Origin of the sequence: Christensenella intestinihominis, from assembly GCF_001678845.1 — a bacterium.
Lineage (GTDB): Bacteria > Bacillota > Clostridia > Christensenellales > Christensenellaceae > Christensenella > Christensenella intestinihominis.
Genome location: NZ_MAIQ01000010.1, coordinates 71,424 through 96,682 on the forward strand (window position 1 = coordinate 71,424; position 25,259 = coordinate 96,682).

The 25,259-nt window shown below is 54.5% G+C and carries 21 protein-coding genes; 9 read left to right on the forward strand and 12 right to left on the reverse strand.

The window, feature by feature from the left end:
• The first annotated feature begins 4 nt into the window (after positions 1–4).
• The gene (locus BBD38_RS12265; RefSeq protein ID WP_066688670.1) at positions 5–793 is read left to right on the forward strand and encodes an ion transporter; all 789 of its coding nucleotides are present in this window, start codon (positions 5–7) and stop codon (positions 791–793) included.
• Entirely contained in the window at positions 786–1,358 is a 573-nt protein-coding gene (locus tag BBD38_RS12270; protein ID WP_066688672.1) for a hypothetical protein, read from the forward strand. Before BBD38_RS12265 ends, BBD38_RS12270 begins: the two co-directional genes overlap by 8 nt.
• 182 nt (positions 1,359–1,540) lie before the next feature.
• Here the strand turns inward: BBD38_RS12270 and xylB are convergent, their stop codons facing one another.
• The 5 genes from xylB to BBD38_RS12295 form a co-directional block, all read right to left on the reverse strand.
• Entirely contained in the window at positions 1,541–3,040 is a 1,500-nt protein-coding gene (gene xylB, locus BBD38_RS12275; protein WP_066688673.1) for a xylulokinase, read from the reverse strand.
• Positions 3,041–3,056: 16 nt separating this feature from the next.
• Positions 3,057–3,890 carry an HAD-IIA family hydrolase gene (locus tag BBD38_RS12280; RefSeq protein ID WP_066688674.1) on the reverse strand — a complete coding sequence of 278 codons (834 nt, stop codon included), beginning with the start codon at positions 3,888–3,890 and terminating at the stop codon, positions 3,057–3,059.
• Positions 3,877–4,941 (reverse strand): iron-containing alcohol dehydrogenase family protein, encoded by a 1,065-nt coding sequence (locus BBD38_RS12285; protein ID WP_147568162.1) that lies wholly within the window; start codon positions 4,939–4,941, stop codon positions 3,877–3,879. The genes BBD38_RS12280 and BBD38_RS12285 overlap by 14 nt, the downstream gene beginning before the upstream one ends.
• 65 nt (positions 4,942–5,006) lie before the next feature.
• Entirely contained in the window at positions 5,007–5,978 is a 972-nt protein-coding gene (gene pfkA, locus BBD38_RS12290; protein ID WP_066688676.1) for a 6-phosphofructokinase, read from the reverse strand.
• A gap of 303 nt (positions 5,979–6,281) precedes the next feature.
• Entirely contained in the window at positions 6,282–9,728 is a 3,447-nt protein-coding gene (locus tag BBD38_RS12295) for a DNA polymerase III subunit alpha (protein WP_066688678.1), read from the reverse strand.
• Between the two features lie 488 nt (positions 9,729–10,216).
• On the opposite strand from BBD38_RS12295, the gene BBD38_RS12300 reads away from it, so the two are divergent.
• The 7 genes from BBD38_RS12300 (at position 10,217) to BBD38_RS12330 (ending at position 15,729) form a co-directional block, all read left to right on the forward strand.
• Complete coding sequence (locus BBD38_RS12300; RefSeq protein WP_066688680.1) at positions 10,217–11,005, forward strand: Cof-type HAD-IIB family hydrolase; 789 nt, start codon at positions 10,217–10,219, stop codon at positions 11,003–11,005.
• 13 nt (positions 11,006–11,018) lie between these two features.
• Entirely contained in the window at positions 11,019–11,939 is a 921-nt protein-coding gene (gene hprK / locus BBD38_RS12305; RefSeq protein ID WP_066688682.1) for an HPr(Ser) kinase/phosphatase, read from the forward strand.
• Positions 11,936–12,850, forward strand: a complete 915-nt coding sequence (gene murB, locus BBD38_RS12310; protein ID WP_066688684.1) for a UDP-N-acetylmuramate dehydrogenase — start codon at positions 11,936–11,938, stop codon at positions 12,848–12,850. The genes hprK and murB overlap by 4 nt, the downstream gene beginning before the upstream one ends.
• Positions 12,850–13,557, forward strand: coding sequence for a PHP domain-containing protein (locus BBD38_RS12315; RefSeq protein ID WP_066688686.1), 708 nt, complete (start codon positions 12,850–12,852; stop codon positions 13,555–13,557). The genes murB and BBD38_RS12315 overlap by 1 nt, the downstream gene beginning before the upstream one ends.
• A gap of 75 nt (positions 13,558–13,632) precedes the next feature.
• Positions 13,633–14,496 carry an RNase adapter RapZ gene (gene rapZ, locus BBD38_RS12320; protein ID WP_066688692.1) on the forward strand — a complete coding sequence of 288 codons (864 nt, stop codon included), beginning with the start codon at positions 13,633–13,635 and terminating at the stop codon, positions 14,494–14,496.
• Between the two features lie 13 nt (positions 14,497–14,509).
• Entirely contained in the window at positions 14,510–15,469 is a 960-nt protein-coding gene (whiA, locus tag BBD38_RS12325) for a DNA-binding protein WhiA (RefSeq protein WP_066688693.1), read from the forward strand.
• The gene (locus BBD38_RS12330) at positions 15,466–15,729 is read left to right on the forward strand and encodes an HPr family phosphocarrier protein (RefSeq protein ID WP_066688695.1); all 264 of its coding nucleotides are present in this window, start codon (positions 15,466–15,468) and stop codon (positions 15,727–15,729) included. Before whiA ends, BBD38_RS12330 begins: the two co-directional genes overlap by 4 nt.
• Before the next feature lie 229 nt (positions 15,730–15,958).
• Here the strand turns inward: BBD38_RS12330 and BBD38_RS12335 are convergent, their stop codons facing one another.
• From BBD38_RS12335 to BBD38_RS12365, 7 genes are all read right to left on the reverse strand, one after another.
• Positions 15,959–17,869 carry a sensor domain-containing diguanylate cyclase gene (locus BBD38_RS12335; protein WP_066688697.1) on the reverse strand — a complete coding sequence of 637 codons (1,911 nt, stop codon included), beginning with the start codon at positions 17,867–17,869 and terminating at the stop codon, positions 15,959–15,961.
• A gap of 101 nt (positions 17,870–17,970) precedes the next feature.
• Positions 17,971–18,768 (reverse strand): response regulator, encoded by a 798-nt coding sequence (locus BBD38_RS12340; RefSeq protein ID WP_066688700.1) that lies wholly within the window; start codon positions 18,766–18,768, stop codon positions 17,971–17,973.
• Positions 18,743–20,050: a sensor histidine kinase gene (locus BBD38_RS12345; RefSeq protein ID WP_066688702.1), complete on the reverse strand. Its 1,308-nt coding sequence runs from the start codon at positions 20,048–20,050 to the stop codon at positions 18,743–18,745. The genes BBD38_RS12340 and BBD38_RS12345 overlap by 26 nt, the downstream gene beginning before the upstream one ends.
• Before the next feature lie 100 nt (positions 20,051–20,150).
• On the reverse strand, positions 20,151–21,977 hold the full coding sequence (uvrC, locus tag BBD38_RS12350; protein WP_066688730.1) for an excinuclease ABC subunit UvrC: 1,827 nt from the start codon (positions 21,975–21,977) through the stop codon (positions 20,151–20,153).
• Positions 21,978–22,099: 122 nt separating this feature from the next.
• Positions 22,100–23,482, reverse strand: a complete 1,383-nt coding sequence (locus BBD38_RS12355; protein ID WP_066688704.1) for a peptidoglycan D,D-transpeptidase FtsI family protein — start codon at positions 23,480–23,482, stop codon at positions 22,100–22,102.
• Positions 23,479–24,729: an FtsW/RodA/SpoVE family cell cycle protein gene (locus BBD38_RS12360; protein ID WP_082989669.1), complete on the reverse strand. Its 1,251-nt coding sequence runs from the start codon at positions 24,727–24,729 to the stop codon at positions 23,479–23,481. Before BBD38_RS12360 ends, BBD38_RS12355 begins: the two co-directional genes overlap by 4 nt.
• Positions 24,719–25,177: an FHA domain-containing protein gene (locus BBD38_RS12365; protein WP_066688705.1), complete on the reverse strand. Its 459-nt coding sequence runs from the start codon at positions 25,175–25,177 to the stop codon at positions 24,719–24,721. The genes BBD38_RS12360 and BBD38_RS12365 overlap by 11 nt, the downstream gene beginning before the upstream one ends.
• Between the last annotated feature and the right edge of the window lie 82 nt (positions 25,178–25,259).

The window sequence follows — 25,259 nt, forward strand, 5'->3', positions numbered from 1 at the left end:
GCGGATGTTAAGGGAACAGCTTTACCGGATCGTGCGGAAGGCGGAACCGGGGGACAGGCTCGGCAAGGCGTACGACATTTTCATTATGCTTGTGGCCATTGTGAGTATTTGCCCGCTGATGTTCAAGGAAAGCAATTCCGTCCTTGACACGATCGACATTGTCACGGTTTATATCCTGTTTTTCGATTATATTTTCCGCTGGATTTCCTATGACTATATCAGCGGGCGCAAATCGCCGCAGGCGTTTATCCTCTATCCGTTCACGCCTTTTGCGATCATCGACCTCGTGTCCCTGCTGCCGTCGCTTGGGCTGATCGGCCAGGGCTGGCGCATCTTGCGTATGCTCCGCATCTTTAAGGCGTTCCACTATTCCAAGAGCTTTACCTACATCCTCAACGCCTTCAAAAAGGAAAAACGGACGCTGTGCTCCGTCCTTGTCATTGCGCTCGCCTATATTTTCATTTCCGCACTTGCAATGTTCGCCTATGAGCCGGATACCTTCGATTCCTTTTTCGACGCGCTCTATTGGGCGACGACGGCGCTCACGACCGTGGGGTACGGCGATGTTTACCCCATTTCCAACGTCGGCAAGCTAATCAGCATGATCTCTTCCCTGTTCGGCGTGGCCGTGATTTCGCTGCCGGCGGGCATCATTACCGCGAGCTTTGTGGAGGAGATTAATAAGGACAAGGAAAAGCGCGAGCAGGAGGGCAAGCCGCCCCGGGACGATAATTCATCCATCGTAGAACGGGTGCTCGAGGCCGACAGGGAAACGGAGGAAGCACATGAATAACAAAATGCGTTACCTGATTGTTATGGCGACCGGCGTGGCGATGAACCTTATCCTCCACGGCATCGCGTCGCACTTCCACCTGCCGGTGTGGCTGGATATGACGGGCACGGCCCTCGCCGCATTGATGCTCGAGCCCGCGGCCGGGCTTCTGGTGGGCCTCGTCAACAACTTCTGCATCGCCGTGTTCGATTATACCGCAAGCTCCCTCTTTTACTATGCGGTCAGCGCGGCGGTCGCGCTGATTGTAGGGCTCAACATGCGCAGGAAGGATAAATCCCTGCGGCAGCGGATCGTTTCGACAATCGTCCTTGTTATCGTCGTTTCGGCGGCGATTTCCACGCTCCTCACCCTTTGGCGCACGGGCGGTATTTCCGAATCGGGATGGGAGGCCTATTATTACGGCATCGCGTCGGCCTGGGGCTGGCCGAACGCCCTTGCGTGCTTCTTCGGCACATTTGTCATTAAGATTTACGATGTCCTCGCGTCGGCGGCAATTGTCGCGTGCGCATACGGCGTTCTTCCCAAGGTCTTGCGGGCGCCGGGCACGGCCCTGCGGGCCGGGTGACAGCCCTGTTGCCGGTCCATAAAACGGGTTCGATACCTGAAAACTGAATAAATAACAGGTAATAAGGAATAATAAAAGGGTCGCGTTCCGCGGCGAATCATGGCCCCTGCGGCATAGGCCGGCAAATCAAAAAGGAGCCGTCCCGGGTTTTCCCCCGAGATAGCCCCTTTTTTGGTTTTCGTTTATTCCGCGGACATTTTGAAGGTGTCCTTGAGGTCGTAATAAAGCTTATCGTAAATTTTCTTGACCTTTTGATATTTTTCGTGGTTGCCGGGAACCGGCTCCACGATCTCCTTCACCGAATGCACCTTTTCCGCGTCTTCAAGGTTTTTATAGATTCCCTCGCCCACGCCTGCCACGAGCGCGCCGCCGTATGCGCCGCCCTCGGCAGCGCCCGCGAGTATCTTGACCGGAAGATTGAAGATATCCGCCACGATCTGTTTCCACAGCGTGGAATTCGCGCCGCCGCCCGACAGGATTACTTCATTGATCTTAAGCTCGGGGTTGGTGTTCATAATCAACTCGTACATCTGGTACAGCCCGAATGTTACGCCTTCCATGACCGCGCGCGCCATATCTCCCTTGTTTGAGAGCAGGGACAGCCCATAGAACACGCCGCGCGCATCCGCGTCCGGATAGGGGCAGCGCTCGCCTGAAAGGTAGGGCAGGAATACGATTCCGTTTGAACCGATGCTGGAAGCCTCCGCCCCTTCGTTGATTTCCTTGAAGGGCGCGGCGCTCTCCGCATAAAAGGTGTTTTTATACCATTCCATGGAACCCGCGCAGGAAAGCTGGCAGCCGAATGCCATATATTTCCCGGCCGCGTTGTTGCAGAAGAACTGGAGCTTTCCGCCTTCGTTTTTACCAAAGCTGTTCATCGCCGTGGCGACAACGCCGGAGGTCCCCATCACCACGCCGAGCGTGCCTTCGCGGATGATGCCCATGCCCGTATTCTGTATGACCGCGTCGCCGCCGCCGCCATACACCGGGAGGCCTTCCGGGATTCCCGTTTCCGCCGCCGCCTGCGCCGTCACATGGCCCGTTACCTCGTCCGATTCGTATACCTTCGGGAAAATCGAACGGTCAAGCCCCAGCCTGTCAATCAGGCCGTCGGCCCATTTGCGTTCCTTTACGTCGAAAAGCCCCGTGCCCGACGCCTCGGACGCATCCGTCGAAATTTCGCCCGTCAGGCAATAGCGGATATAGTCTTTGGGCATTACAAACTTTGCGATGCGCGCGAAATTTTCCGGCTCGTGTTTTTTGACCCATAAAATTTTGCCGCCCGTGAAGCCCGTGAGCATCGTGTTGTTCGTATAGCCGACAAGCCCGTCGAGGCCCCCCGCCGCCGCGATGATCTCTTCGCACTCCTCGCCTGTGCGCTGGTCGTTCCACAGGATTGCGTTGCGGATCACATTGTTATCCTTGTCAAGCGCAACGAGGCCGTGCATCTGCCCCGAAAAACCGACCGCCGCAAGGCTTTTTTTGTCCACCCCGGCAAGAAGCTCTTCCAAGGCCTCTTTGGTGCCCTTCCACCAGTCCGCCGGGTCCTGCTCCGACCACGCGGGCTTCGGGGTATACAGCGGATAGGATTTCGTCACCGAACGGATAACCTTCCCTTCCTCGTCTATAATCAGGCATTTTACGCCGCTCGTTCCTACATCGATTCCCATTAAATATTTCATTCTGGTTTCCCTCCTTTTATTTGATTGCCATATAGATATCGTACACGCTGTCCAGGATATAATCCGGGGCAACGTCTCCGTCTTCAATGTCCTGATAGGTGATTTCACCCGAAAGCACCGCGACGCCCACAATGCCGCCGTTTACGGCGGTCTTCACATCCGTATACAAGCGGTCGCCCACCATCGCCGTCTTTTCCCGCGGCGAACCCGTTTTGGCAAGGATATAATCCACCGTCTCTTTGAACGGCTTGCCTACAAATTTCGGCTCGATGCCCGTCGCATGCGTAATCATGCACGCCATTGAACCGCAGTCCGGGCAGAATTTCCCATCCTCGAGGGGACACACGCGGTCGATATTGGTCGCAAGGAAGGGAACGCCCGCGGTAACCAGCCGCGAAATCGCATCCGCTTTCTCAAAATTAAAGGTTTTATCAAACCCCAGCACGGCAAAATCCGCGGTTTCCGTATCGGAAGGCAGCAGGGTGAAACCCGCTTGCCGGAACTGCGTCTCCAGCTCGGGCGTCCCGGCAAGGTAAATCCGCTGTCCGCCGTGGGTTTTCAGGTAATGGATCATCACGTCGCCGGACGTCATAATATTTTCGCGCGTCATGCCCGTAAAGCCGAGCCGTTCCAGCTTTTTGACATAATCCTCCGGCGCCTTTGAGGAATTATTGGTGAAAAAGTAAAAAGGCACGCCATTTTTCTGCATATATTCGATATATTCCTTCGCGCCGGGAATCAGGTTTTCTCCCAAGTTGATCGTTCCGTCCATATCAAGCACAAAACATTCGATATCGCGAAGCTCCGCCGCCTTCGGGTTCACCCGTCCCCGTTTCTCACGTCCTGCCATTCGTCCCTCCGTAAACCACATCGTAAATTTCTTTCAGGTAAGCGTCGTCATAAGGAATTTCATCGAGGATCGTATACCTGTTTTTGCGTGTCGTCCGTGCCGCGCGCATCACCTGGACATAATCCCCGTAGGCGAGCCCAAGCTCCACAAACGTCGTCGGCAGCCCGGCCTGTTTGAGGTAATCGCGGATAAATTCGTAATTCCCTCCGTAGAGGTATTCCACGAGGATACTGGCCACCGCTGTCTGGATTCCGTGCAGGGTGCCCTTGCCCGTCTGGTCGATGGCATGGCTGATGAGATGCTCCGCGCCGCTCGACGGACGGGTATTGCCCGTAATGTTCATGGCAAGCCCGGAAAGAACCACGGATTCCGCAAGCTGCGTGAGGAACGCCGTATCGCGGATATCCGGATGCGTATACTGCAGGATCGCGCGCACCGCCGTGCCGGAAATGATATAGGCAAAATCATCCATCCTGGCTTTCCCCGCATGGACCGCCTTTTCCCAGTCCCGCAGGGCCGTAATATTGGAAACAAGATCGCCGAGGCCCGCAAGGATCAGCTTTTCGGGCGCCGTTTTGATGATGTCGAGGTCCATAATGATACAGGACGGTATTTTACAATCAAGGCTGCGCACCGAATTGTGGTCGCATTTCAAAACAGCGATCGGCGACGCCACGCCGTCGTGGGAAATGGACGTCGGAATGCTGATAAACGGACGTTTCGACATGGAGGACGCATATTTCCCCACGTCGAGCACCTTGCCGCCGCCCATCGCAATCACCGCGTCGAAATCGCGGTTCACGATGTAATAGGATTTCAGGAATGCCTCCCTCAGCGAGCCAGCATGCACAAATTCCCGTTTGACCGCTTTGCAGCGGCCCTCTAAAAACGCGTAAACATCCTGCCCGTAAAGCTCGTCGACAACCCGGTCGACAATGAGCATCACGCGGTCCGTAGGTTTTAAAAATCCTTCCAGCTGCGGATACAGAATCCCGCTGCCTATTTTCACGCTTTCCGGTACTGCGAACGTATTGATGGCATTCCACCTCACAAAAAAACTTATATAGTCAAAAAAGGCTTTTTCAAAGCCTTTTTTGACTATTCCCTGAAACTTTTTTACTGCATATTCTCCGACATAATCTTGAACTCATCATAGAGGTCTTTGCGGAAAATCAATTCCTTGGAAAGCGCCTCGTCGATATCTTCGTCAATAATCTTGTTATCCCGGATGCCTACGACGCGGTTGCCGATTCCCTTTTCGAGCAATTGCACCGCGCGCACGCCCATGCTGGTCGCGCGGAGCCGGTCTGCCGCGGACGGCGCGCCGCCCCTCTGGATGTATCCGAGCACAATGGCCTTGGCGTCCAGCTTCGCCTTGGCGCGCATATAATTCGCAACCGCTTCGCCCTTGCCCGCGCCCTCGGCGATCAGGACGATACTCGTCATGTTGCCCTTGATGCGGTTGCCGATGATTTTATCGCAAATATAATCGATATCGAATTCCACTTCCGGGATAATAATATGCTCCGCGCCGCCCGCGATGCCCGCATAGAGCGCGATATCCCCGCACTTATTGCCCATGACCTCGATTACGCCCACGCGCTCGTGGGAATTCATGGTGTCGCGAATCCGCGACATTTCCCCCACAACGCCGTTTACCGCCGTATCAAAGCCGATGGTAAAATCCGTATACGCAAGGTCGTTATCGATCGTTCCGGGAATGCCGATCGTCGGAACGCCGAGGTGCGAAAGAACCTTCGCTCCCTGGAACGAACCGTCCCCGCCGATCACGACCACGCCCGAAATATCGAACGCCTTGATGACCTGGAGCGCCTTTTGCTGGCCCTCCTGCGTTTTAAATTCCTCGCAGCGCGCCGTTTTCAGGATCGTACCGCCCTTTTCGACGATTCCGGCCACATCCTCCGTTTTGATGCGGTCTACGCGGCCGTCGATAAGGCCCGCATAGCCCTTTGTGATTCCCATGACCGAGAAGCCCGCCGCATCGGCAGCCATTACCACGGAGCGTATCCCCGCGTTCATACCCGGCGTATCCCCGCCGCTTGTCAGTATTCCAATTCTTTTCTTCATAGCACAATCACCATTTATTTAAACTTTCTTTTAAAATTTCTCATCCTTTGTGTGCGCGAGCACACGCCTTTTCCATCCCTTACAGCTTATCCTCCGCGGCCTTGAAAAAAACCGGGATTTATGCTCTTTTCCAAAACATCCGCAATCAATACGTATTCTAACAAAAAAATCAGAAAAAAACAATATAAAACGACCGAAAATGTAAAATGTACCACCGCTTTTTTCCCGCCTGCGCTTTTCCCCCCGGCGGTATGCAAAAAACGCCCCTCCGCCGGGCGGCGGGGAGCGTTTTACACGTTCCTGTTATTTCACAACCACGTTTTCCTTGCCGAGATACTGCTCCAGCTCTTCGATCAGCTCCGCCCGGTAGGCCACGCTGCGCGTGCCGCACAGCTTATATTTCTGCCCTGTTTTTTCCACATAGACCACCGCGCTGCTGCCGCCCGGGTAGCGCCCCATGATGCGCATCAGGCCGTCAACGTCGCAGCTTTTGTCCTGCGCGATCTTCACATACAACTGCTTGCCCGCGAAAAACGCATCGTCCGGCACATAGCGCGTAATTTTGCCTGCGAGGAATTCGATGCCGTTCTGCCCCACCGTGACCCTGCCGCTGACGTTCACGATGGCGTCCGTTTTGAGGAAGGCCTCCGCGTCCGCATAGACGTTCGGGAAGGCGATCATGTTCATCTGCGCGTACAAATCCTCGAGCACAAAATTCGCCATCATTTTCTTTTGCCGCGTGGGCCGCACGCGCACCGAGGTCACGATGCCGAGGAGCTCCACCTCCCGGCCGTCGTACTCATACATCGTTATTTCGTCGCCCGCGGTCTGCATGATATCCGCAATGGATACGGGCCGCTTGACCAGCACATCCGCAAGCTCGTCCAGCGGGTGCCCGCTGATGTAAAGGCCGGTCATCTCCTTTTCATAGGAGAGCTTTTCCGCCTCGCCGTATTCGGGGATTTCCGGAAGCTGTACCGTAAGCGGGGCAAAATCCCCTTCCATGCTGTCAAAGAGCGACATTTGCCCGGTGGCCTGCCGTTTTTTGAGCTGCGTCGCATCGCCGAGCACCTGCTCGTACACCGCCATCAGCTGCGCGCGCTTTACCCCGAAGCAATCGAAGCAGCCGGAAAGAATCATGCTTTCAAGGCGCTTCTTGTTGAGGACGTCCGTATTTTTTTCCACAAAGTCCGTAAAATCCTGATACCCGCCGCCGCGCCGCGTAATGACCTCGTCGATCGCCTCGCCGACATAGGAGATTGCGGAAAGCCCGAAACGGATGCAGCCTTCCTCCGTGGTGAAGTGCATGCCCGACTTGTTGACATCCGGCGGCAATATCCTGATTCCTTCGTTTTTGATGGTCTGGATATATTCGCCCAGCTTCTGCTTATTGGTGATAAAGCTGTTGAGGAGCGCGGTCATAAATTCCACCGGGTAATAGCATTTGAGGTAAGCCGTTTCAAAGGCGACCACCGCGTACGCGCATGCATGGGATTTATTGAACGCATAATTTGCAAACGCCATCATCTGGTCAAAAAGCTCGTTCGCGGTCTTCTCGTCCATACCGCGGCGCACCGCGCCATCCACTGTGACAGTGCCGTTTTCTTCTTCGCCGTGTATGAATACTTCCCGTTCCTTTTCCAGCACGCTCTGCTGCTTTTTGCTCATGGCGCGGCGGACAAGGTCGCTCCTGGCCATGGAATAGCCCGCCACATCGCGCACAATGCGCATGATCTGTTCCTGGTAGACCATGCAGCCGTAGGTGTCCTTCAAAATCGGTTCGAGCATGGGGTGGAGGTAATGCACGCTTTTGGGATTGTGCTTGCTGCGCACATAATCCGGGATGCTCTCCATCGGGCCCGGACGGAAAAGCGCGTTTGCCGCCATGATATCGTCGAGGCATTCCGGTTTCAGTTCCTGGAGCAGCCGCCGCATCCCGCCGCTTTCAAACTGGAAGATGCCCAGCGTATCGCCGGACGACATCAGCTCATAGACCTTTTTGTCGCTTAAATCGAGCTGATCGATATCAAGCTTTACGCCGTGGTTTTCTTCGATCATGCGGACCGCGTCGCGGATTACCGTAAGCGTGCGCAGGCCGAGGAAGTCCATCTTGAGAAGCCCCATGCTTTCGAGCTTCTTCATGGTGTACTGCGTCATCACGCTTTCATCCTTGGGGTTCTTCTGCAGGGGCACGTAATCCGTGATGGGCGCGTCCGCGATCACCACGCCCGCCGCATGCGTGGACGCGTGCCGCGCCATGCCTTCCAGCTTGCGGGCCACGTCGATCACCCGCTTCGCATCCGGGTTGTTCTCATATTCCGCTTTCAGCTTCGGGTTGCGGTCAAGCGCTTTGTCAATGGTCATTTTGAGTTCAAAAGGCACCATTTTGGCAAGCTTGTCCGCGTCGGCAATGCTCACGTTCATCACGCGCGCCACATCGCGGATCACAAGGCGCGCGCCCATCGTGCCAAAGGTAATGATCTGCGCCACATGGTCGCTTCCGTATTTCTGCGTGACATAGTCGATGACCTCCTGCCGCCGTTCATAACAGAAGTCGATGTCGATATCCGGCATGCTGATGCGCTCCGGGTTCAGAAAGCGCTCAAACAGCAGGTTATACTTGATCGGGTCTATATTCGTGATTCCAAGGCTGTAGGCCACGATGCTTCCCGCCGCGCTCCCGCGCCCGGGGCCGACCATAATGCCGTTTTCCTTTGAAAAATTTACAAAATCCCACACAATGAGGAAATAATCCGTAAAGCCCATGCTGTCGATAGTGGAAAGCTCGTAATCAAAGCGTTCGCGGATTTCATCCGAAAGGTCCGGATAGCGTTCACGGAGCCCCGTTTCCGCAAGGTGCCTCAAATATTCGCGGTTGGTATAGCCCTCCGGCACCTTGAATTCAGGCAGGTGGTTGCTGCCGAATTCAAATTCAAGGTTGCACTTGTCGGCAACCTCCCGCGTATTGGCGAGGGCCTCCGGGATATACGGGAAAAGCTTGCTCATTTCCTTGGGGGATTTTAAATAAAATTCCTCCGTCTCGAACGCCATTTTGCTGGGCTGGTCTATGGTGGTGACGGTCTGGATGCACATCAACACCTTTTGCGCGTAGGAATCCTCACGGTTCACATAATGCACGTCGTTGGTCGCGACGACCTTGATGGAAAGCTCGTCCGCGAGCTTTAAAATCAGCGGATTGATACGCTGCTGGTCCGGAATGCCGTGGTCCTGCAATTCGAGGTAAAAGTCCCCGCCGAACATATCTTTAAGGCGCTGCGCCATACGCTTCGCGCCCTTATAATCGTTTTGCACAAGCAGGCGCTGTACGTCGCCCGCAAGGCATGCGGACAGGCACACGAGGCCTTCGTTATGCTCCGCAAGCAGCTCGTAATCGATGCGCGGCTTATAATAAAAGCCCTCGAGCGAACCCGCCGAAACCAGCTTCATCAGGTTTTTATAGCCCGTCATATCCTTGCACAGCAGCACAAGGTGCGCGTATTCCCGCGAAAGCGAGGTCTTTTCAAACCGGCTGCCCGGCGCCACATAAACCTCGCACCCGATAATCGGCTTGACGCCTTCTTTCTTCGCCGCCTCGTAAAAATCGAGCGCGCCGTACATCACGCCATGGTCGGTGATGGCAAGCGCGTCCATGCCCTGTTTTTTTGCACTGGCGACGAGGTCGCCGATGCGCCCCGCGCCGTCGAGCAGGCTGTATTCCGTATGAACATGTAAATGTGTAAAATCGACCACCCCGCAGCGCTCCTTTCAGCCGTTTCCAGGAGGGGAAAACGCTTTCCCCTTTTTGGTTTGTTATCCCTGCTTAAGGTTATTTTGCTTCGCGCAAAAGGCCCCCGCAAACAATTTGTTCCCGGCAGGAAGCATTAAAAAGGACAATGCCTGTTTGAATTATCCTGCAGCTATTTCTTACATCCAGTATAACACGCGCCCTTTCCAAATTGTGTAAAAATTTCTTTAATGTTTTGCCGCATAAGATGCAATTTTCCAATCCCCGCGCCGAAGGAAGGAGCGCCCATAGGCGCAAGGAGGCAAAAATTGCAAAGGACGGGACAGGATATCCAGTCCATCGGGATTTTCACAATTTTGCTGGTGAGGAAGCCCGCCGCCTGGCGGCGTTTTGGGAATTCTGGACAGCCCGGCGGGTTTTTGCGCTTTCCAATCCCAAGCGGTTATTGTATAATAGAAATGTGATTTTACAGAAAAAGGAAGGCAGATTTTTTATGGCTTACAAGCTGATCGCACTTGATCTTGACGACACATTGCTCGACTATGAAAAGCAAATTTCCAAGAGGAACCGGGAGGCGCTCGACGCGGCGCGTGAAAAAGGGGCGCACATTATCCTCGCGTCCGGCAGGGCTTACCCCGGGGTAACCGAATTCAACGAGACCCTGCAAAACAAGGATTACACGATTGTCTGCGGCGGCGGACAGGTCGCGGACCCGGACGGAAAGATGATTTATTCCGCATACCTTTCCCCCATTACCACCAAGCAGGTGATGCGCTGGGCCGTGACGCACGGGGTATATTTCCAGGTTTATACGGACGAGGGCTATTTTTTCCTCCACAGGACCGAATATTCCGATTACTACGAAAGGGTATGCAATTACGGCGGTATCGAGGCTCCGGACCTGATGGACACAGAAATGATCCTCGCCGCCAAAATCCTGCTGATCGATACGCCGGAAAAGCTGGAGGAATACCGCAGCGAGCTTTCCGCCATGTTCCCGGAGCTGGTGGTCAAAAAATCCCAGAGCGATTTCCTCGAGATCATGGACCCCGCCGCAACCAAGGGGAACGCCCTTGAGTACCTCGCCAAAAAGCTGGGGATAGAAAGGCAGCAGGTGATGGCCATCGGCGACAGTGAAATTGACGAGAGCATGATACAGTGGGCGGGCATGGGCATTGCCATGAAAAACGCGTGCAGCGCCTGTATGGAAGCCGCGGACGACGTGACCGCCTCCTGTGATGAGGACGGCGTCGCGCTCGCGATAGAAAAATATATGATATGAGGGTGGATATGGTATGAAACGTACGATTAAAATCACGGACCTCGCAAAGGCGATTAACCTGAACATCGTCTATATGGGCCCCCGTGATACGGCGGAAATTGATTCGAGCGACCTCAACCGGCCGGGACTGCAGATGAGCGGTTTTTTTGAGTATTTTGCGGTCAACAGAATCCAGCTTTTCGGCATGGTGGAAATGACATATTTGCAGACGCTCGACCCGGAAACGCGGATGGAACGCCTCGACCGCTTTTTTTCCCATCCGATCCCATGCGTGCTGATCGGCCGGAACCTGACGCCGCCGGACGAGTTCCTCGACTGCGCGCGCAAATATGACGTTCCGGTGCTGATGTCGGGACTCACGACCACCAAGCTTTCCCATAAAACGGCAATCTACCTCGACGCGCTGCTCGCGCCCGTCATTTCCCGCCACGGCGGCCTGATGGACGTTTACGGCGTCGGTATGTTCATCACCGGGGACAGCGGCGTGGGCAAGAGCGAAACCGCGCTCGAGCTTGTGAAGCGGGGCCACCGGTTTGTCGCGGACGATGTAGTGGAAATCCACAAGCTGTCCGACGATACGCTGATCGGCCAGTCGCCGGATATTATCCGGCACATGATGGAGATACGCGGCCTTGGGATTATCGACGTTTCCGTGCTGTACGGCATGGGCTCCATCCGCCGGGAAAAATCGATTGAACTGGCGATTCACCTCGAGCCGGGCGATGTGCGGGATATCGACCGCCTTGGCACGGCGGATAACCACATCACGCTTCTCGGCGTGAAGGTGCCGCAGATTACGCTTCCGGTGCGTCCGGGCCGCAACCTTGCAATCGTCATGGAGGTGGCGGCAATGAACTTCCGCCTCAAAAGCATTGGCCAGGGCGGCGGGGAATGGCTCGCCCAGAATATTATGGATGTGATTAACCAGGCATGAATTACCAGCATCTTACCGCGCGTTTTGTTTCCTTGCTCGGGGAGGCGGGCGTTCGTGAAAATGAACCGATGGCCGCGCACACGACCTTTAAAACCGGCGGTCCGGCAGACCTGATGCTCCTTCCCCGAACGGAGGAAGGGCTTGTTTCCGTGCTGCGCGTTTTGCGCGGGGAGGATGTTCCTTATGTTGTCATCGGGCGCGGTTCCAACCTGCTCGTTTCCGACGAGGGCCTGCGGGGTGCGGTTGTAAAGCTTTCGGACGGCATGGACAGCGTTTCCGTGCGGGAAAACAGCGTAACCGCACAGACGGGCGTGCCACTCAAGGCGCTGTGCCTCGAGACAATCCGCGCGGGGCTTGCGGGGCTTGAATTCGCGGGTGGAATCCCGGGCGCCCTCGGCGGCGCGGTATACATGAACGCGGGCGCATACGGCGGTGAGATGAAGGATTACATGACGTCCGTACGCGTGATGGACAGCGGTCTTGAAATCCGGGAAATTCCGGCTGCGGAAATGAAGTTTTCCTACCGGCACAGCGCGGCAATGGAAAAGGGCTATATTATCCTCGGCGCGGTATTTTCCCTGCCGGAGGGCGACCCGCAGTTATCCATGGATAAAATGAACGAGCTGAACGCCCGGCGGCGGGAGAAACAGCCCCTCGCCTACCCGAGCGCGGGCAGCACCTTCAAGCGCCCGGAAGGGAATTATGCGGGAGCCTTGATCGAAGCCTGCGGCCTTAAGGGCTTTACCATCGGCGGCGCGCAGGTTTCGGAGAAGCACGCCGGGTTTATCATCAATACAGGGAACGCTTTTTCACGCGATATTTATGAGTTGATCTTACATGTTAAAGAGGTCGTCTTAAAGGAAACCGGCGTGATCCTCGAGCCGGAAGTGAAAATGCTTGGAGAGTTTTAATGTTAAAAATTGTTGCGGATACCCACACGCATACGGTACACAGCCACGGCACGGGCACCGTGGAGGATAATGTGAAGGCCGCCATTGCCCTTGGCCTCAGGCGGATCACGATCAGCGACCACGGACCGCTCCATATGTGCTACAACATCAAGGATGTGGAAGCCTATTTGCGGGATATCGAGACGGTGCGCGAAGCCTACAAAAACGACATCGAGGTGCTTGCGGGTGTGGAAATGAACCTGCTTTCCTCGGAGGGCGACGTGGATTTCCCGGAGCAGTGGAAGGACCGTTTCGACGTATTCCTGATGGGATACCATAAGCTGGTGCGCTATAAAACGCTTTCCGACCGCTTTAATATGATGCTGTTTAAACGCAGCACGGAAAAAGCGGTGGAGCGCAACACCCAGGCTTACCTGAACGCGATGGACCGTTACCCCATCGACATCATCGTACATCCGGGCTACGGACTGCCCGTGGATTTGCTTAAGCTTGCGGAATATGCCGCGAAAAAAGGCGTTGTGATGGAAATCAACGCCAAGCATCCGGAGTTTACGCCGGAGGAGCTTTCCGCCTGTGCCAAAACGGGCGTGAAATTTTCGGTGGGCAGCGATGCGCATTCCCCCGGGCGCGTGGGCGATTTCCTGCCCGCCCTTAAAAAGGCGGAAGCCGCGGGAATCACGGCGGAGCAGGTTATCAACGCGGAATAAGAAAGCAAAACGCGCCCCCGCCGGGTGCGCGTAAGCCTCAAAATAGCAGATAATGGAAACGCGCAAAGGAGAATTATGAAGTTTACGATTGTAACAGGCTTATCTGGTGCGGGCAGGTCTTCGGCGCTGCGGCGGCTCGAGGACCTCGGGTATTATTGCGTCGATAATTTGATGCCCGAGCTGATCCCCCAGTTTGCAAGGCTGTGCATGGAAAGCACGCATATCCGGGATAAGGTCGCCGTGACGGTGGACACGCGCATGGGTGATTTTTTTGATTCGATTTACGCGACCATCGACGAGCTGAAAACGATGGACCTTGACCTCGACATCCTCTTCCTCGACGCTTCGGATGCAGTGCTCGTAAAGCGTTTCAAGGAGGTGCGCAGGAGCCATCCCGTTTCGGGGAGCGGCGAAATCCTGTCCGGAATCCACATGGAACGGCGCAAGCTCCAGCAGTTGAAAGACATGGCAAACCACGTGGTGGACACCTCTTCCTATAATGTCATGAAGCTGAAAAAAATGATCGATACCATGTATTCTGCGGACCACGACAACCGGCTGCTGATCTCCATCATTTCGTTCGGATATAAGCGCGGGATTCCGCTGGACGCGGATATGGTGTTCGATATGCGTTTTATTGAAAATCCGTTTTATGTGGAGGGTATGCGCAGGCATTCCGGCCTCGACGAGGATGTGCGCGATTTTGTGCTTTCCTTCGACCAGACGCAGTTTTTCCTTACGGAGCTGGTGAAAATGGTGGAAACGCTTGCGCCGAGCTTTGTAAGCGAGGATAAGAACCAGCTTGTGATCGGTATTGGCTGCACGGGAGGCATGCACCGCAGCGTCGCGATTGCGGAGGAGCTATACCGGCGCCTGTCTGAAAAAGGCATGCGGGTGACGCTCGAGCACCGCGACCTGACCCTGGAGAAAAATTGCTGACGCGGAGGGGACTATGTCGTTTTCAATGGCTGCAAAAGATGAAATCTGTACGCAGGCGGAGGAAAAGGGCTGCTGTATTGTCGCGGAGCTTTGCGCCATTACCCTGATTTGCGGGAATCTTTCCATTACGAGCGGCGGCGTACGCATTAAATACAATACCGAAAACATGGCGGTCGCCAAGCGAATCTATGATACGGTGACACGCATCCTGAAGCTTGATTCCGAGGTTGAAATTAAGGATAACCTGCTGAAGAAAAAGCACAGCTATACGATTGTCGTCACCGACGCGGCCCTGCTTTTATCCGTGCTGGGCCTTGAAGGAAACCTGCTCACGGACGCCGTCCCTCCAAGGGAAATGCTGGAGAAGGAATGCTGCCGGGCGGCGATCCTGCGCGGCGCGTTTTTGGGCGGAGGCACGGTTTCCAATCCCAAAAAGAATTACCATGCCGAATTTGTTACGAATTCCGAGGCGTTTGCGCAGGTGCTGCTTTCAATTCTCGAAAAAAATGAAATTCGGGCAAAAATAATTCACCGCAGGCAAAATTTTGTGGTATACTTAAATGAAGGAGACGGGATTGCCGCGTTGCTTGCAATGATAGGCGCTTATTCTTCTATTTTGAATTTTGAAAATGTGCGCGTATTAAAAGAAATGCGCAATAATGTCAACCGGGCTGTAAATTGCGATACGGCCAATATCAATAAAACCGTTAATGCTGCCACGGTGCAGGTTATGAATATCCACAAGATAGAACGGACGATCGGCCTCAAGCATTTAAGCGACCCACTGCGTGAGGCGGCGGAACTCAGGCTTGCCAATCCCGAGGCGACTCTCGGTGAATTGTGCGAACTTTGCGGGACGACTAAATCGGGGATGAATCACCGGCTTCGCAAAATCAACGCGATTGCGCAGGAGCTCCATGAAGCGTCCCCACGGCCAACCGACACTAAGCAACAAAGGGAGGATTTGAAATGATTTACAAAGAACTCATCATCAAGAACAATGACGGTCTGAAAGCAAAAGCAGCTGCCAGCTTTGTGCAGGTTGCAAACCAGTTCGATTCGCAGATTCTGATCGAATTTTCCAACAAAAAAATCAACGCGAAGAGCATCATGGGGCTGCTTTCCCTGGGTGTGAAAAAGGGCGAATCCATTTATGTATTCGCAAACGGCGGCGATGAGAAGGACGCTGTGGAAGCTCTTGCGGAGCTTGTTGACAATAATTTCGGGGAATAAGCAAGGCGCATGCCTGCCCCGGCAGGCATGGTAATATCGATCTTTTAAACGGCACAGCGATCCATATCCGCTGTGCCGTTTTTTTCGTCCTATTTGTCTCCGGGCGTTTTCATATCCGCTTTGTTCTGGTACATCGCTTCGTCCGCCCGCTTAAAGACATTACCGAACACCATATCCGTTTCGGAATTATAAAGCGCAATGCCCCGCGCGACGGAAAGCCTACTGCCGCTTATCTTTTTTCATAGAACGCAAACCCGTCCCGTCCCCGCTTTTTCGTTTGATACAGGGCAAAATCCGCATTTTTATAAAGTGTTTCAAAATCCCTTCCCGCTTCCGGTGAAAGGGCTACGCCAATGCTGACGGTAACCCGGCAGGTTCCGGCTGCAAGCTCCCTGCTTCCGCGGAGGCCTGCTACGAGTTCCCGCGCCTTCCGCTGTGCCGCCTCGCGGTTCGGGACGGGCATGAACGCTACAAATTCATCCCCGCCGATCCGTCCCACCACGTCGTCTTCCCGGAATTGCGCCCGGAGGGCCTTTGCAAAGCCGACCAGCACGGAATCGCCCACCGCATGGCCGAGACGGTCGTTGATCCCTTTGAAATTATCCATATCCAGGATAAAAAAGGCAAACCGGTCCTTCGGTTTTTTTTGCAGCAGCGCCCGGATGTGCTCCTGGGTGGCCGCTTTGTTGACGAGGCCCGTCAGGGAATCCTTTTGCATCTGGTCGTAAAGGTACAATTCCCGCTTTTTTTCTTCGTCGATATTCTGACGGTAGACCAGCATCCGTACCGAATCGTCGTCGTCCCAATGAAAAATCTGGGCGAGGATACGCATCCAGTAATAATTCTCCCCATCGGTGCTGATCATAAAATCGTACCGGAGGTTTTCCACGCCGTCCCGGTATGCCTGCAGGACGGATTTCTGTGAAAACGTATCGATATATCCCTTCCGGAATTCTTCCTTGATTTGTTTTTCAGCGATGACCCGGAGGGCGTCGTCATACGGCACGTTCACGGGCGCGCCCAGGCTTTCAAAATAATTCTCGGTCTCCTCGCTCGCCGCCCGGTTGTGGGTAATGTCTATCTCATAAATGTTTTCATAAAGCTGTTCCGTCGCTTTTTGGAACATGTCATGGTGTTCCAGCTCTTTCGCCACCGTAAGGTCGGTGATCCTCCGGTTGTATTTGCGGATCACTTTCGTGATGAGGATCAGCACGGCGGCAATAATCACGAGTATCACCACGAGCCCGCACAAGAACTGCCGTGCAAGCGCCTGATCTATGGCGGTCGTATCGTGATCCACCAGGAGGTGCCAGCCAAGGTTCTCCACATAGGTGTTGACGAGGTATCCGCTTCCTTTTTCCGTGGAATACCAGAAGGTCTCCGCCCCGTCCCGGCTTTCGAGCACCTGTTCCTTCAATTCCGGGTATGGACAGGATTCAAAAAAATCGACCGCATGATATGCCGTCCCGCTGCCGGAAATCTGCACCGTTCCCGTTTCGTCGGTCAGGCAGGTCTTCACGCCAAATTTGTCCTCATAGCTTTTGAACAGCTCCTGCAGCTCGCTTACGCGGAAGCCGACCCCCACAACGCCTGCCGTTTTACCGTCCGGCCCGTATATCCTGCAGTTGATAAAAACAGTGATCTCGTTCCCCGCCGCGCCTGCCTCATCGTTATCGATGTTCAGGGAATATTCCGCATCCGATTCAAGGAAATCATAAAACCATTCGTTTTCCGGGTCGCCCTGCTGCAGCGTCCGGTCAAGCCCGTTGAAATTGTAATACCTGTTTGTCTGCGCGGACGCCAAAAACACCGAATCGTAACCGTATTTTTGCCGGTATGCGTCCAAGTAACCGCGCATGTCATCCGCGAACGTTTGGTCGCCCTGCCGCGTTTCTTCCCCTAGGAGAAGCTCTTTTAAGAGGCTGTCATTCGCCATCGTAAGCGAAATATTGACCGGCTTAATAAACGTGGCGTCGATCTGGTGGTAGATTCCTTCCGCGGTAAGGGTCGTAACGCTCTCCACATTCTTGCGGAAAATCCCCTGGTTGGACTGATAGCTGATAATCGAGGTTGTAACAAATCCCAGGATAATTACAATGCATACAAACAGGTTTGTACGCAGCAATATGTTTTTTTTCATGACAGTTCTCCCCCCGACTTCATTACAGTATACGTTTGAAACTACATCAAAAGAACATCAAAAAAGGCCTGATCTTGTATATTCAGGCCTCTCCCATCGTTTCAGGTTATGCGGCTGTCTAGGTAACCCGTGACAAATTCCGCCCAGCTGTAGCTTGTCATATACTCGCCCATGTATTCGTTGACCGCTTCCGCATCCCAGCTGAGGAAACGGTACAGGTCGCAATCGATTTTGGAGACGTCGACCGCCGTTCGGTTATAGCCGCGAATAATGCAACCGCGAACACCGTTCTCCTGAAAGGTGCGCATCATGGCGGACAGCACCGTCTGCACCTGCTTTTGCAGGGAAGGCGTATACGGCTGGTCGCCATACAGCACGGCCGCAACCTCCCGCGTTGTACATGCCGTTCCCCGTTTATGGACCAGGTAGGCAAAAAGCTCCTTCGCTTTACTGCGCGAAAAATGGAGGGGCCGCCCGTCGCAAAAAACCTCGAAATTGCCGAAGGTCTGTACCCGTATCCGTTTTTCCCCGTCCTCCCTGCGGAGGGGGTTGCGCAAATGCTCCATCGCCGCGGCAATCTGCTTTGCCGCAACGGGCTTCAGCAAATAGCCGCTGGCAAACATACTGAAAGCGTCCACCGCGTATTCCGAATGGCCCGTCACAAAAATAATGTTCGTCTCCCCGCGGATATCCTTCAGCCTCCGGGCGAGCTCAAGCCCGTTTACTCCGGCCATCTCAATATCAAGGAACGCTACGTCGACCGGGCTTCTCCGCGCCCAGCAAAGCGCGCTTTCCGGGCTGGAAAAGCCTTCCGGTTCCGCGCCGGGCACCGCCTTTCGGATCGCTTCCATTATATCCATAAGCGCGAAACGCTCATCGTCCACCGCAATCAGCCGCATATGTTTCTCCCTTCGGGATGGTAATTTTGACCATCGTGCCTTCGTTTCGCCTGCTTTCCACGGCGACCCTGCCGCCGCACATTGCCTCTACCCGTTTCCTGACGTTTTCAAGCCCCACATGGTTTTTCCCATCCTCCATATATGCCGGATCGATGCCCACGCCGTCGTCCGCCACCGTGACGACGAAAGCGTCTTTCTCCTCATACGCCGAAATATGCACCGTGCCGCCGCCCGGTTTTTGGGTAATACCGTGGCGCACGGCATTTTCCACCACCGGCTGCACTGTCAGCGGCGGGATCAGGAACCCCGTCGCCCCAAGGTCGAAGCGCGCCTGCAAAACGCTTCCAAACCGCCTTTTCTCGAGGGACAGGTAATTTTTAACCTGCTCCATTTCCCGTTCAAAGGGAATGCACCGTTTTGCCGTAAGCGCGTCGAGATTGCCGCGCAGGCAGCCCGAAAATTCTGCAACGGCTTCCTTGGCCCCGGCCGGGTCGCTGTCGCACAGCTGCCTGATGGCGGTCAGCGAATTGTACAGGAAATGAGGCTGTATCTGGCTAAGCATCACGGCAATGCGGGAATCCGCAAGCTCCGTTTCCTTCTCCTGCAGCAGCCTCGCCTGTTCCGTCTGGACCAATAAAAAAACGACCAGGATTGCAATGGTTGTCGCAAGGTTCAAAAGCGCGATTCCATAGACGGTAAGCTGGATGCACATGGCCGCCACGGGCAGGATAATATATGAGGACAGGGCAATATGCTCTATACGGCTGAGGCTCTTCCGGTAACGGACCAGCAGGCTTGCATTGACGCACATCCCGGCAATCCCCCAAACCTGAGACAGCCAGAAGAGACTCTCCCGGTGGTATATATTGTTCGCGTCGAACGAATAAAACATATGGTTGAACTGCGAGATAACCACGCAGACAAGCGCCACCACGCCCATGATCCGGACCAGGCGGAGCGGAATGCGGGAAACCGCCGTCCTCCCGCCGATATAGCTGGTAAGGTAGTTTGTGAACGCTGCGAGGAGCAGGTAGCCGCATGCAAAGACCAAAAAGTTTGAAATGCGGACGCCGGCATAGCTTGCCGGGTCCGTATGCCCTTTGAACAGCCAGGCCGCCGCATCGCTTACGAGCACGATTATGTTGAAGAGCAGCACGCGGAAAAAAATACGGCTTGGCCGGGTTTTGGCATTTTTCCCGATGCGCATGCACAGGGCGACGACAAGGCATAAAATGCTCCCCCATATTTCAAGCGAAACGTTAATGTAGCCGATTGTGCTCATAGAGGCATTTCTCCTTCCCGCCAAAAAACCGCACGCCCAATATAATACATTACCTTATATGGATTGTTTATGCGCATTAACCCCCGCGAAGGAAGGGAGTTTATTGCTCCGGATGGAAATAGCGGTGCACCGCCTCCGCAATGTTCGCGGGCACCCCCTTTGCGGTTTTTAATTCTTCAAGGGTTGCCGATTTGATATTTTTCACACTGCCGAACGCCTTTAATAAGGCCCGTTTACGCGTCTGCCCGATTCCCTCGATCTTATCCAGCTCGCCCGTATGATGCCGTTTTTCGCGCAGCTTGCGGTGATAGGAAATCGCAAAATGGTGGGCTTCATCGCGAATTCCCGTCACAAGCCGGAATTCCGGGCTTCCTACCTTGAGGAGAATGCTTTCATCCCGTCCGGGCACAAAAATTTCTTCCTGCTTTTTTGCCAGGCTTACGATTGGTATTTCTTCGCATCCCAGTGAAAAAAGTGCGTCGCGCGCCGCGTGCAGCTGGCCCTTGCCGCCGTCGATAATAATGAGGTCGGGCATGGGCAGGAAGCTTTCGTCCCCTTTCAGGCCGCGCAGGAGCCGCCGGGTGAGCGCTTCGTTCAGGGACGCGAAATCATCCGCTCCTTCAAAGGATTTGATGCGGAAATGGCGGTTTTTTTTGCGGTCCGGCCTGCCGTCCGTAAACACCACCATAGAGGCGACGTTATCCGTGCCCTGGGTGTTTGAAATATCGTAGCATTCGATCCTGTGGAGGTTCGCGTCAAGCCCGAGCGCTTTGGCAAGGTTGCCCGCCGCCGCCTCGCGCTGCGCCTGCATGCCTTCCTTGATCTTAATTGCATCGCCCGCGTTTTTCCTTGCAAGCTCCGCAAGCTTGCGGTTATCCCCGCGCACCGCTTCCCTGATCTCCACCCTGGAGCCGCGTTTTTCGCTGAGCCACTCTTGCAGGAGCTCCGCATCGTCGGGCCGGGGCAGCGTATAAATATGCCTTGGAACGCCGCTTTTTTCCGCGTAATACTGCTGCAGGAATTCGCTCATGATTTCGGAAAGCGGCTCTCCGTCATAGTCAAAATAATATTTCTGCGCATAGTTCAATTTACCGTCGCGGAATAGGAACGCCTGCACGACCGCCGTTTTGAGGCCTTTTTCTACGGCAAATACATCCTTGTCGTCCAAATTCGGGAAGCCCGCGCGCTGTTTCTCGCGGATGCGGTCGATGAGGGCAATCCGGTCCCGCAGGAGAGCCGCCTGCTCGTAGTTCATGTTTTCAGCGGCTTCATTCATTTTGCGCACGAGCTCTTTGCGCACCGCGGGGTTGCCCCCCGACACCACGCTGATGACTTCCTTCACCAGCTTGTCGTATTCCTCTTTTGAAACCTTTCCCGTACACGGCCCGATGCACCGGCCCATTTCGTAATTGAGGCACGGACGCTCGCCGCGGGCGATCATGCGCGGAATATCGTTTTTACAGCTTCGGAGCGGATACAGGCGGTATATCTGGTCGAGCACGTCGCGGATGACATGCGCCGCGATAAAGGGCCCGTAATATTTCGCGCCGTCGTCTTTCACGCTGCGTACCACCGTGACGCGCGGGAAATCTTCGTTGAGGTCCACACGCACATAGGGAAAATGCTTATCGTCCTTGAGCAGGATATTATAATAGGGGCGGTATTTCTTGATGAGGTTGCACTCGAGGATCAGCGCCTCGAGCTCCGTATCCGTAATGATATACTCAAAATCCGCGATATGGCTGACCATTGCCGCCACCTTCGCGTATTTCTGCGCTTCCTTGCGGAAATACTGGCTCACGCGGTTTTTCAGGACCCGCGCCTTGCCCACATATATAACCTCTCCGTCCGCGTCGCGCATGATATACACGCCCGGATTCTGCGGCAGGTTTTTAATTTTTTTTTGCAGGTTTTCCGTTAATTCCATATGTTTCAAGTAACAATTAATAAGTAATAGTGAATAAGTATGGCGTCGCTCCGCGACATTTATAATCGCCGCCGAAGGCGGCTCCTTCATTATTAACTCTTAACTATTCAATATTCGCTCCCTCAGTAACCCATCTCAATCGCATGCTCGAGTATCTCCCCGGCAAGCGGCGTCGCGTAGCGCGAACCAAAGCCCGCCCCCTCGCCGATTACCGCGATGGCAAGCGGATGCGCCGGGTCTTCCACAAAGCCGACGAACCACGAATGGTTATGCACTTCGCCGTCTTCCACATATTCCGCCGTGCCCGTTTTGCCGCACACCGTCGCATTTCCGATATCTGCGCTTGTCGCCGTGCCGTGGTCCACCGTATTACGCATATATTCCGTAATCTGCGCCGCCACGTTTTGCGGCATAATCGTGCGGAATTCGGTGGGCGTATAGTGATAGGAGCTGTTCCCGCCATACTTCACGTCCTTTAACGTGTTCGGCTGCATAATGACCCCGCCGTTGGCCACACCCGCTGAAATCATCATATTGTGCATGGGGGTCACGAGGTCCTCGTATTGGCCGATTCCCGCCCACGCGAGGTCGCCCTTGTTGCCGGACACGTTGAACTGGCTGTTGTATAACGTGAAATCCGGGAATTTGAAGTTGTAATTGTACCCGAACTTATTCGCCGTTTCGAGCATGGCGTCGTCGCCGAGCTCCACCGCGAGCTCACCGAAGTAAATATTGCACGACTTTTCAAACGCCGTCCCAAAATCCACATGGCCGTGCTCCGAGGTGCAGGTGACCCGTTGTCCCTCGATGATCGCCTCGCCCGTACAGTCGACCTCGAGGCCGGTGACCCCGTTTTCAAGCGCGGCCGCGGCCGTGAGTATTTTCATCGTCGAGCCGGGCGGATACAGGCCCTGCGTTACGCGGTTTACAAACTTCGCGCCCGACTCTTCCGTATCTTCCTTCGCCGTATAGGGGTCGAAGGTCGGCTTGGAAACGCTGGCAAGGATTTCCCCCGTCTCGTAATTCATCAGCACCACCGCGCCCGGTTCCGGACGCATATTGTCATAAATATATTCGCACAGCTCCGCGTCGATGGTAAGGTATACGTCCCCGCCCTTCTGGCCGCTCTGCACACTGTTCAGCTTATCCACCACGTTCTGGTCGTAGCCGTAAAGGTATTTCGCGAACAGCGTCTCCGCCCCGAGCGATTTCCCGTAAATATCGCCCACCGTATGGCTGACCGCGCGGCGCATATCCTCGCCCTCCGCATATTTCCGCTCCCCGTTTTCCGTATAGGCCAGCGGGATTCCGTTGCGGTCATAGATTGAGCCCGCATTTTCGATATTTTTGGACGCCGAGATGCGCGGGTTATACGGCGTGGTGAACCACTGGTCTCCGTATACCACCGTTGAATACAAAAGGTAAGAACCCAGCAGCACAAACAGGCAGCAGAAAACACCGAGCATCACGCGCATATTCTTTTTCAGGTTCGGTTTTTTCTTCATGCCACGCCGCCTCCCATCTCTTCGAGCTCGGCTTCCTCATATTCGCCGTTTTTGAGGGCCACTCCCTCGATGATGCCAAGCTGCATCATAGCGGACAGCATCGAGCTGCCGCCCGAGCTTACAAAGGGCATTGTGATTCCCGTGAGCGGGATGAGCTTGATGACCCCGCCGATGATAATAAAGCTTTGCAGCGAAAGCATTGCCGTCGCGCCAAAGACAAGCAGCTTATCAAATTTTGTACGCGCATCCATCGCGATCAAAATACCGCGGATGATGAACACAAGGTACAGCGCGATGATGCCGATTGCCACAATAATACCGAATTCCTCGGCGATTGCCGCGAAAATGTAGTCGGAGGTGCCCACCGGGATTACCTCGGGCATGCCGAGGCCAAGCCCGGTGCCGAGCAGGCCGCCGCTCGCAATGGCAAGAAGCCCCTGCACGATCTGGTAGCCCTTGTCGTTATAGGTCGCCCACGGGTCCTGCCATACCTCCACGCGCGTTTTCACATGGTCGAACATCTTATAGGAAAGGAACGCGCCGCCCGCGAACGCCGCGGTCGCGCCGAGCGTGATGCCCACGCTGCCCGTTCCCACATAGAACACGATCAGGAAGGTGCCCGCGAAAAGGAGCGCCGCGCCAAGGTCGCGCGAGAGCACCAAAAGGCCGACACACGCGATGGTAAACACAAAATACGGCCACATATCGCGTTTCCTGTCCCGCGAGGAAAGGAAATACGCGGTGACGATCAAGAAAAGTATTTTTGCGAATTCACTGGGCTGGAAGGAAAACGGCCCGATATTGATCCAGTTTTTGGCGCCGCCGATCCTGCTCGCGAAAATCAGGGTCATCCCCAGCATTCCCACCGCAAGGATCATGAATATCCAGTTGATTTTCCCGAAATCATGCGATCGTTTGATGACCAGCATGGCGACGATCATGCATACGTTGCCGATCAGAATCCAGATCAGCTGCTTCTGCGCCACATCCGGGTTGATGCGGTATAAAATCACAATGCTGATAATGCACAGGAAGTCCGCGATCAGCAGCGCAAAGCGCTCCAGATGCTTGAATATCCCCTTGAGGATATTATACTGCGCAACAATGAATACGGCGAAAATAATACCGAGGATTACCGCCTCCATATTGAACGTGCCGCCCGCGAATGAAAGCAGGAACATGCCCGACAATAAAAACAATATCATGAAGGCAAGGATAATCCCCGCCCCGAATCTCTTAATTATCATGCTCTATCCTCGTCCTCTTGAAGTAGATGCGCAGCTCCACATCCCCGAACGACACCGAATCGCCCGTTTTCAGCTTGTGCGCATTGATCGCCTTGCGCCCGTTGATTTTAGTGGGTGCCTTTGCCACAGGTTCAAGGTAATAATCATCCCCATCCTGGAAAATAACCGCATGGTTCCTTTTCACGGTCCTGTCCGGCAGGACGATATCGCAGCGCGAATCACTGCCGATGGTGTTGTTTTCGCGCAGGCCGAAGCGGTCGCCGATAAACTCGCGCGGCCCGCCGATGATTTTCATATAGCCGCCGAACTGGCTGATTTCCGTCATCACGAATTTTTTCTGCTGGTATTCCTTATAGGAAATATAAATCACCGCAATGAGAATCACGAGCACCGCGGCAATAAACCAATACCGCAGCGCATATGCCGCAACTTCATAAGCCGATTCCATAGAAAACTCCTTTGCTTAGCCCCGTTCCTTTTCTTTGGAAGGGCGCTTCATTCCATAACCTGAAAAGCCGTTTCCGCATATG

What these genes read in the sequence shown, in the direction of transcription:
- BBD38_RS12265 (WP_066688670.1), top strand. Translation starts at nt 5, where the DNA reads ATGTTAAGGGAACAGCTTTACCGGATCGTGCGGAAGGCGGAACCGGGG.
- BBD38_RS12270 (WP_066688672.1), top strand. Translation starts at nt 786, where the DNA reads ATGAATAACAAAATGCGTTACCTGATTGTTATGGCGACCGGCGTGGCG.
- xylB (WP_066688673.1), bottom strand. Translation starts at nt 3,040, where the DNA reads ATGAAATATTTAATGGGAATCGATGTAGGAACGAGCGGCGTAAAATGC.
- BBD38_RS12280 (WP_066688674.1), bottom strand. Translation starts at nt 3,890, where the DNA reads ATGGCAGGACGTGAGAAACGGGGACGGGTGAACCCGAAGGCGGCGGAG.
- pfkA (WP_066688676.1), bottom strand. Translation starts at nt 5,978, where the DNA reads ATGAAGAAAAGAATTGGAATACTGACAAGCGGCGGGGATACGCCGGGT.
- BBD38_RS12300 (WP_066688680.1), top strand. Translation starts at nt 10,217, where the DNA reads ATGGCTTACAAGCTGATCGCACTTGATCTTGACGACACATTGCTCGAC.
- hprK (WP_066688682.1), top strand. Translation starts at nt 11,019, where the DNA reads ATGAAACGTACGATTAAAATCACGGACCTCGCAAAGGCGATTAACCTG.
- murB (WP_066688684.1), top strand. Translation starts at nt 11,936, where the DNA reads ATGAATTACCAGCATCTTACCGCGCGTTTTGTTTCCTTGCTCGGGGAG.
- BBD38_RS12315 (WP_066688686.1), top strand. Translation starts at nt 12,850, where the DNA reads ATGTTAAAAATTGTTGCGGATACCCACACGCATACGGTACACAGCCAC.
- rapZ (WP_066688692.1), top strand. Translation starts at nt 13,633, where the DNA reads ATGAAGTTTACGATTGTAACAGGCTTATCTGGTGCGGGCAGGTCTTCG.
- whiA (WP_066688693.1), top strand. Translation starts at nt 14,510, where the DNA reads ATGTCGTTTTCAATGGCTGCAAAAGATGAAATCTGTACGCAGGCGGAG.
- BBD38_RS12330 (WP_066688695.1), top strand. Translation starts at nt 15,466, where the DNA reads ATGATTTACAAAGAACTCATCATCAAGAACAATGACGGTCTGAAAGCA.
- BBD38_RS12335 (WP_066688697.1), bottom strand. Translation starts at nt 17,869, where the DNA reads ATGAAAAAAAACATATTGCTGCGTACAAACCTGTTTGTATGCATTGTA.
- BBD38_RS12340 (WP_066688700.1), bottom strand. Translation starts at nt 18,768, where the DNA reads ATGCGGCTGATTGCGGTGGACGATGAGCGTTTCGCGCTTATGGATATA.
- BBD38_RS12345 (WP_066688702.1), bottom strand. Translation starts at nt 20,050, where the DNA reads ATGAGCACAATCGGCTACATTAACGTTTCGCTTGAAATATGGGGGAGC.
- uvrC (WP_066688730.1), bottom strand. Translation starts at nt 21,977, where the DNA reads ATGGAATTAACGGAAAACCTGCAAAAAAAAATTAAAAACCTGCCGCAG.
- BBD38_RS12355 (WP_066688704.1), bottom strand. Translation starts at nt 23,482, where the DNA reads ATGAAGAAAAAACCGAACCTGAAAAAGAATATGCGCGTGATGCTCGGT.
- BBD38_RS12360 (WP_082989669.1), bottom strand. Translation starts at nt 24,729, where the DNA reads ATGATAATTAAGAGATTCGGGGCGGGGATTATCCTTGCCTTCATGATA.
- BBD38_RS12365 (WP_066688705.1), bottom strand. Translation starts at nt 25,177, where the DNA reads ATGGAATCGGCTTATGAAGTTGCGGCATATGCGCTGCGGTATTGGTTT.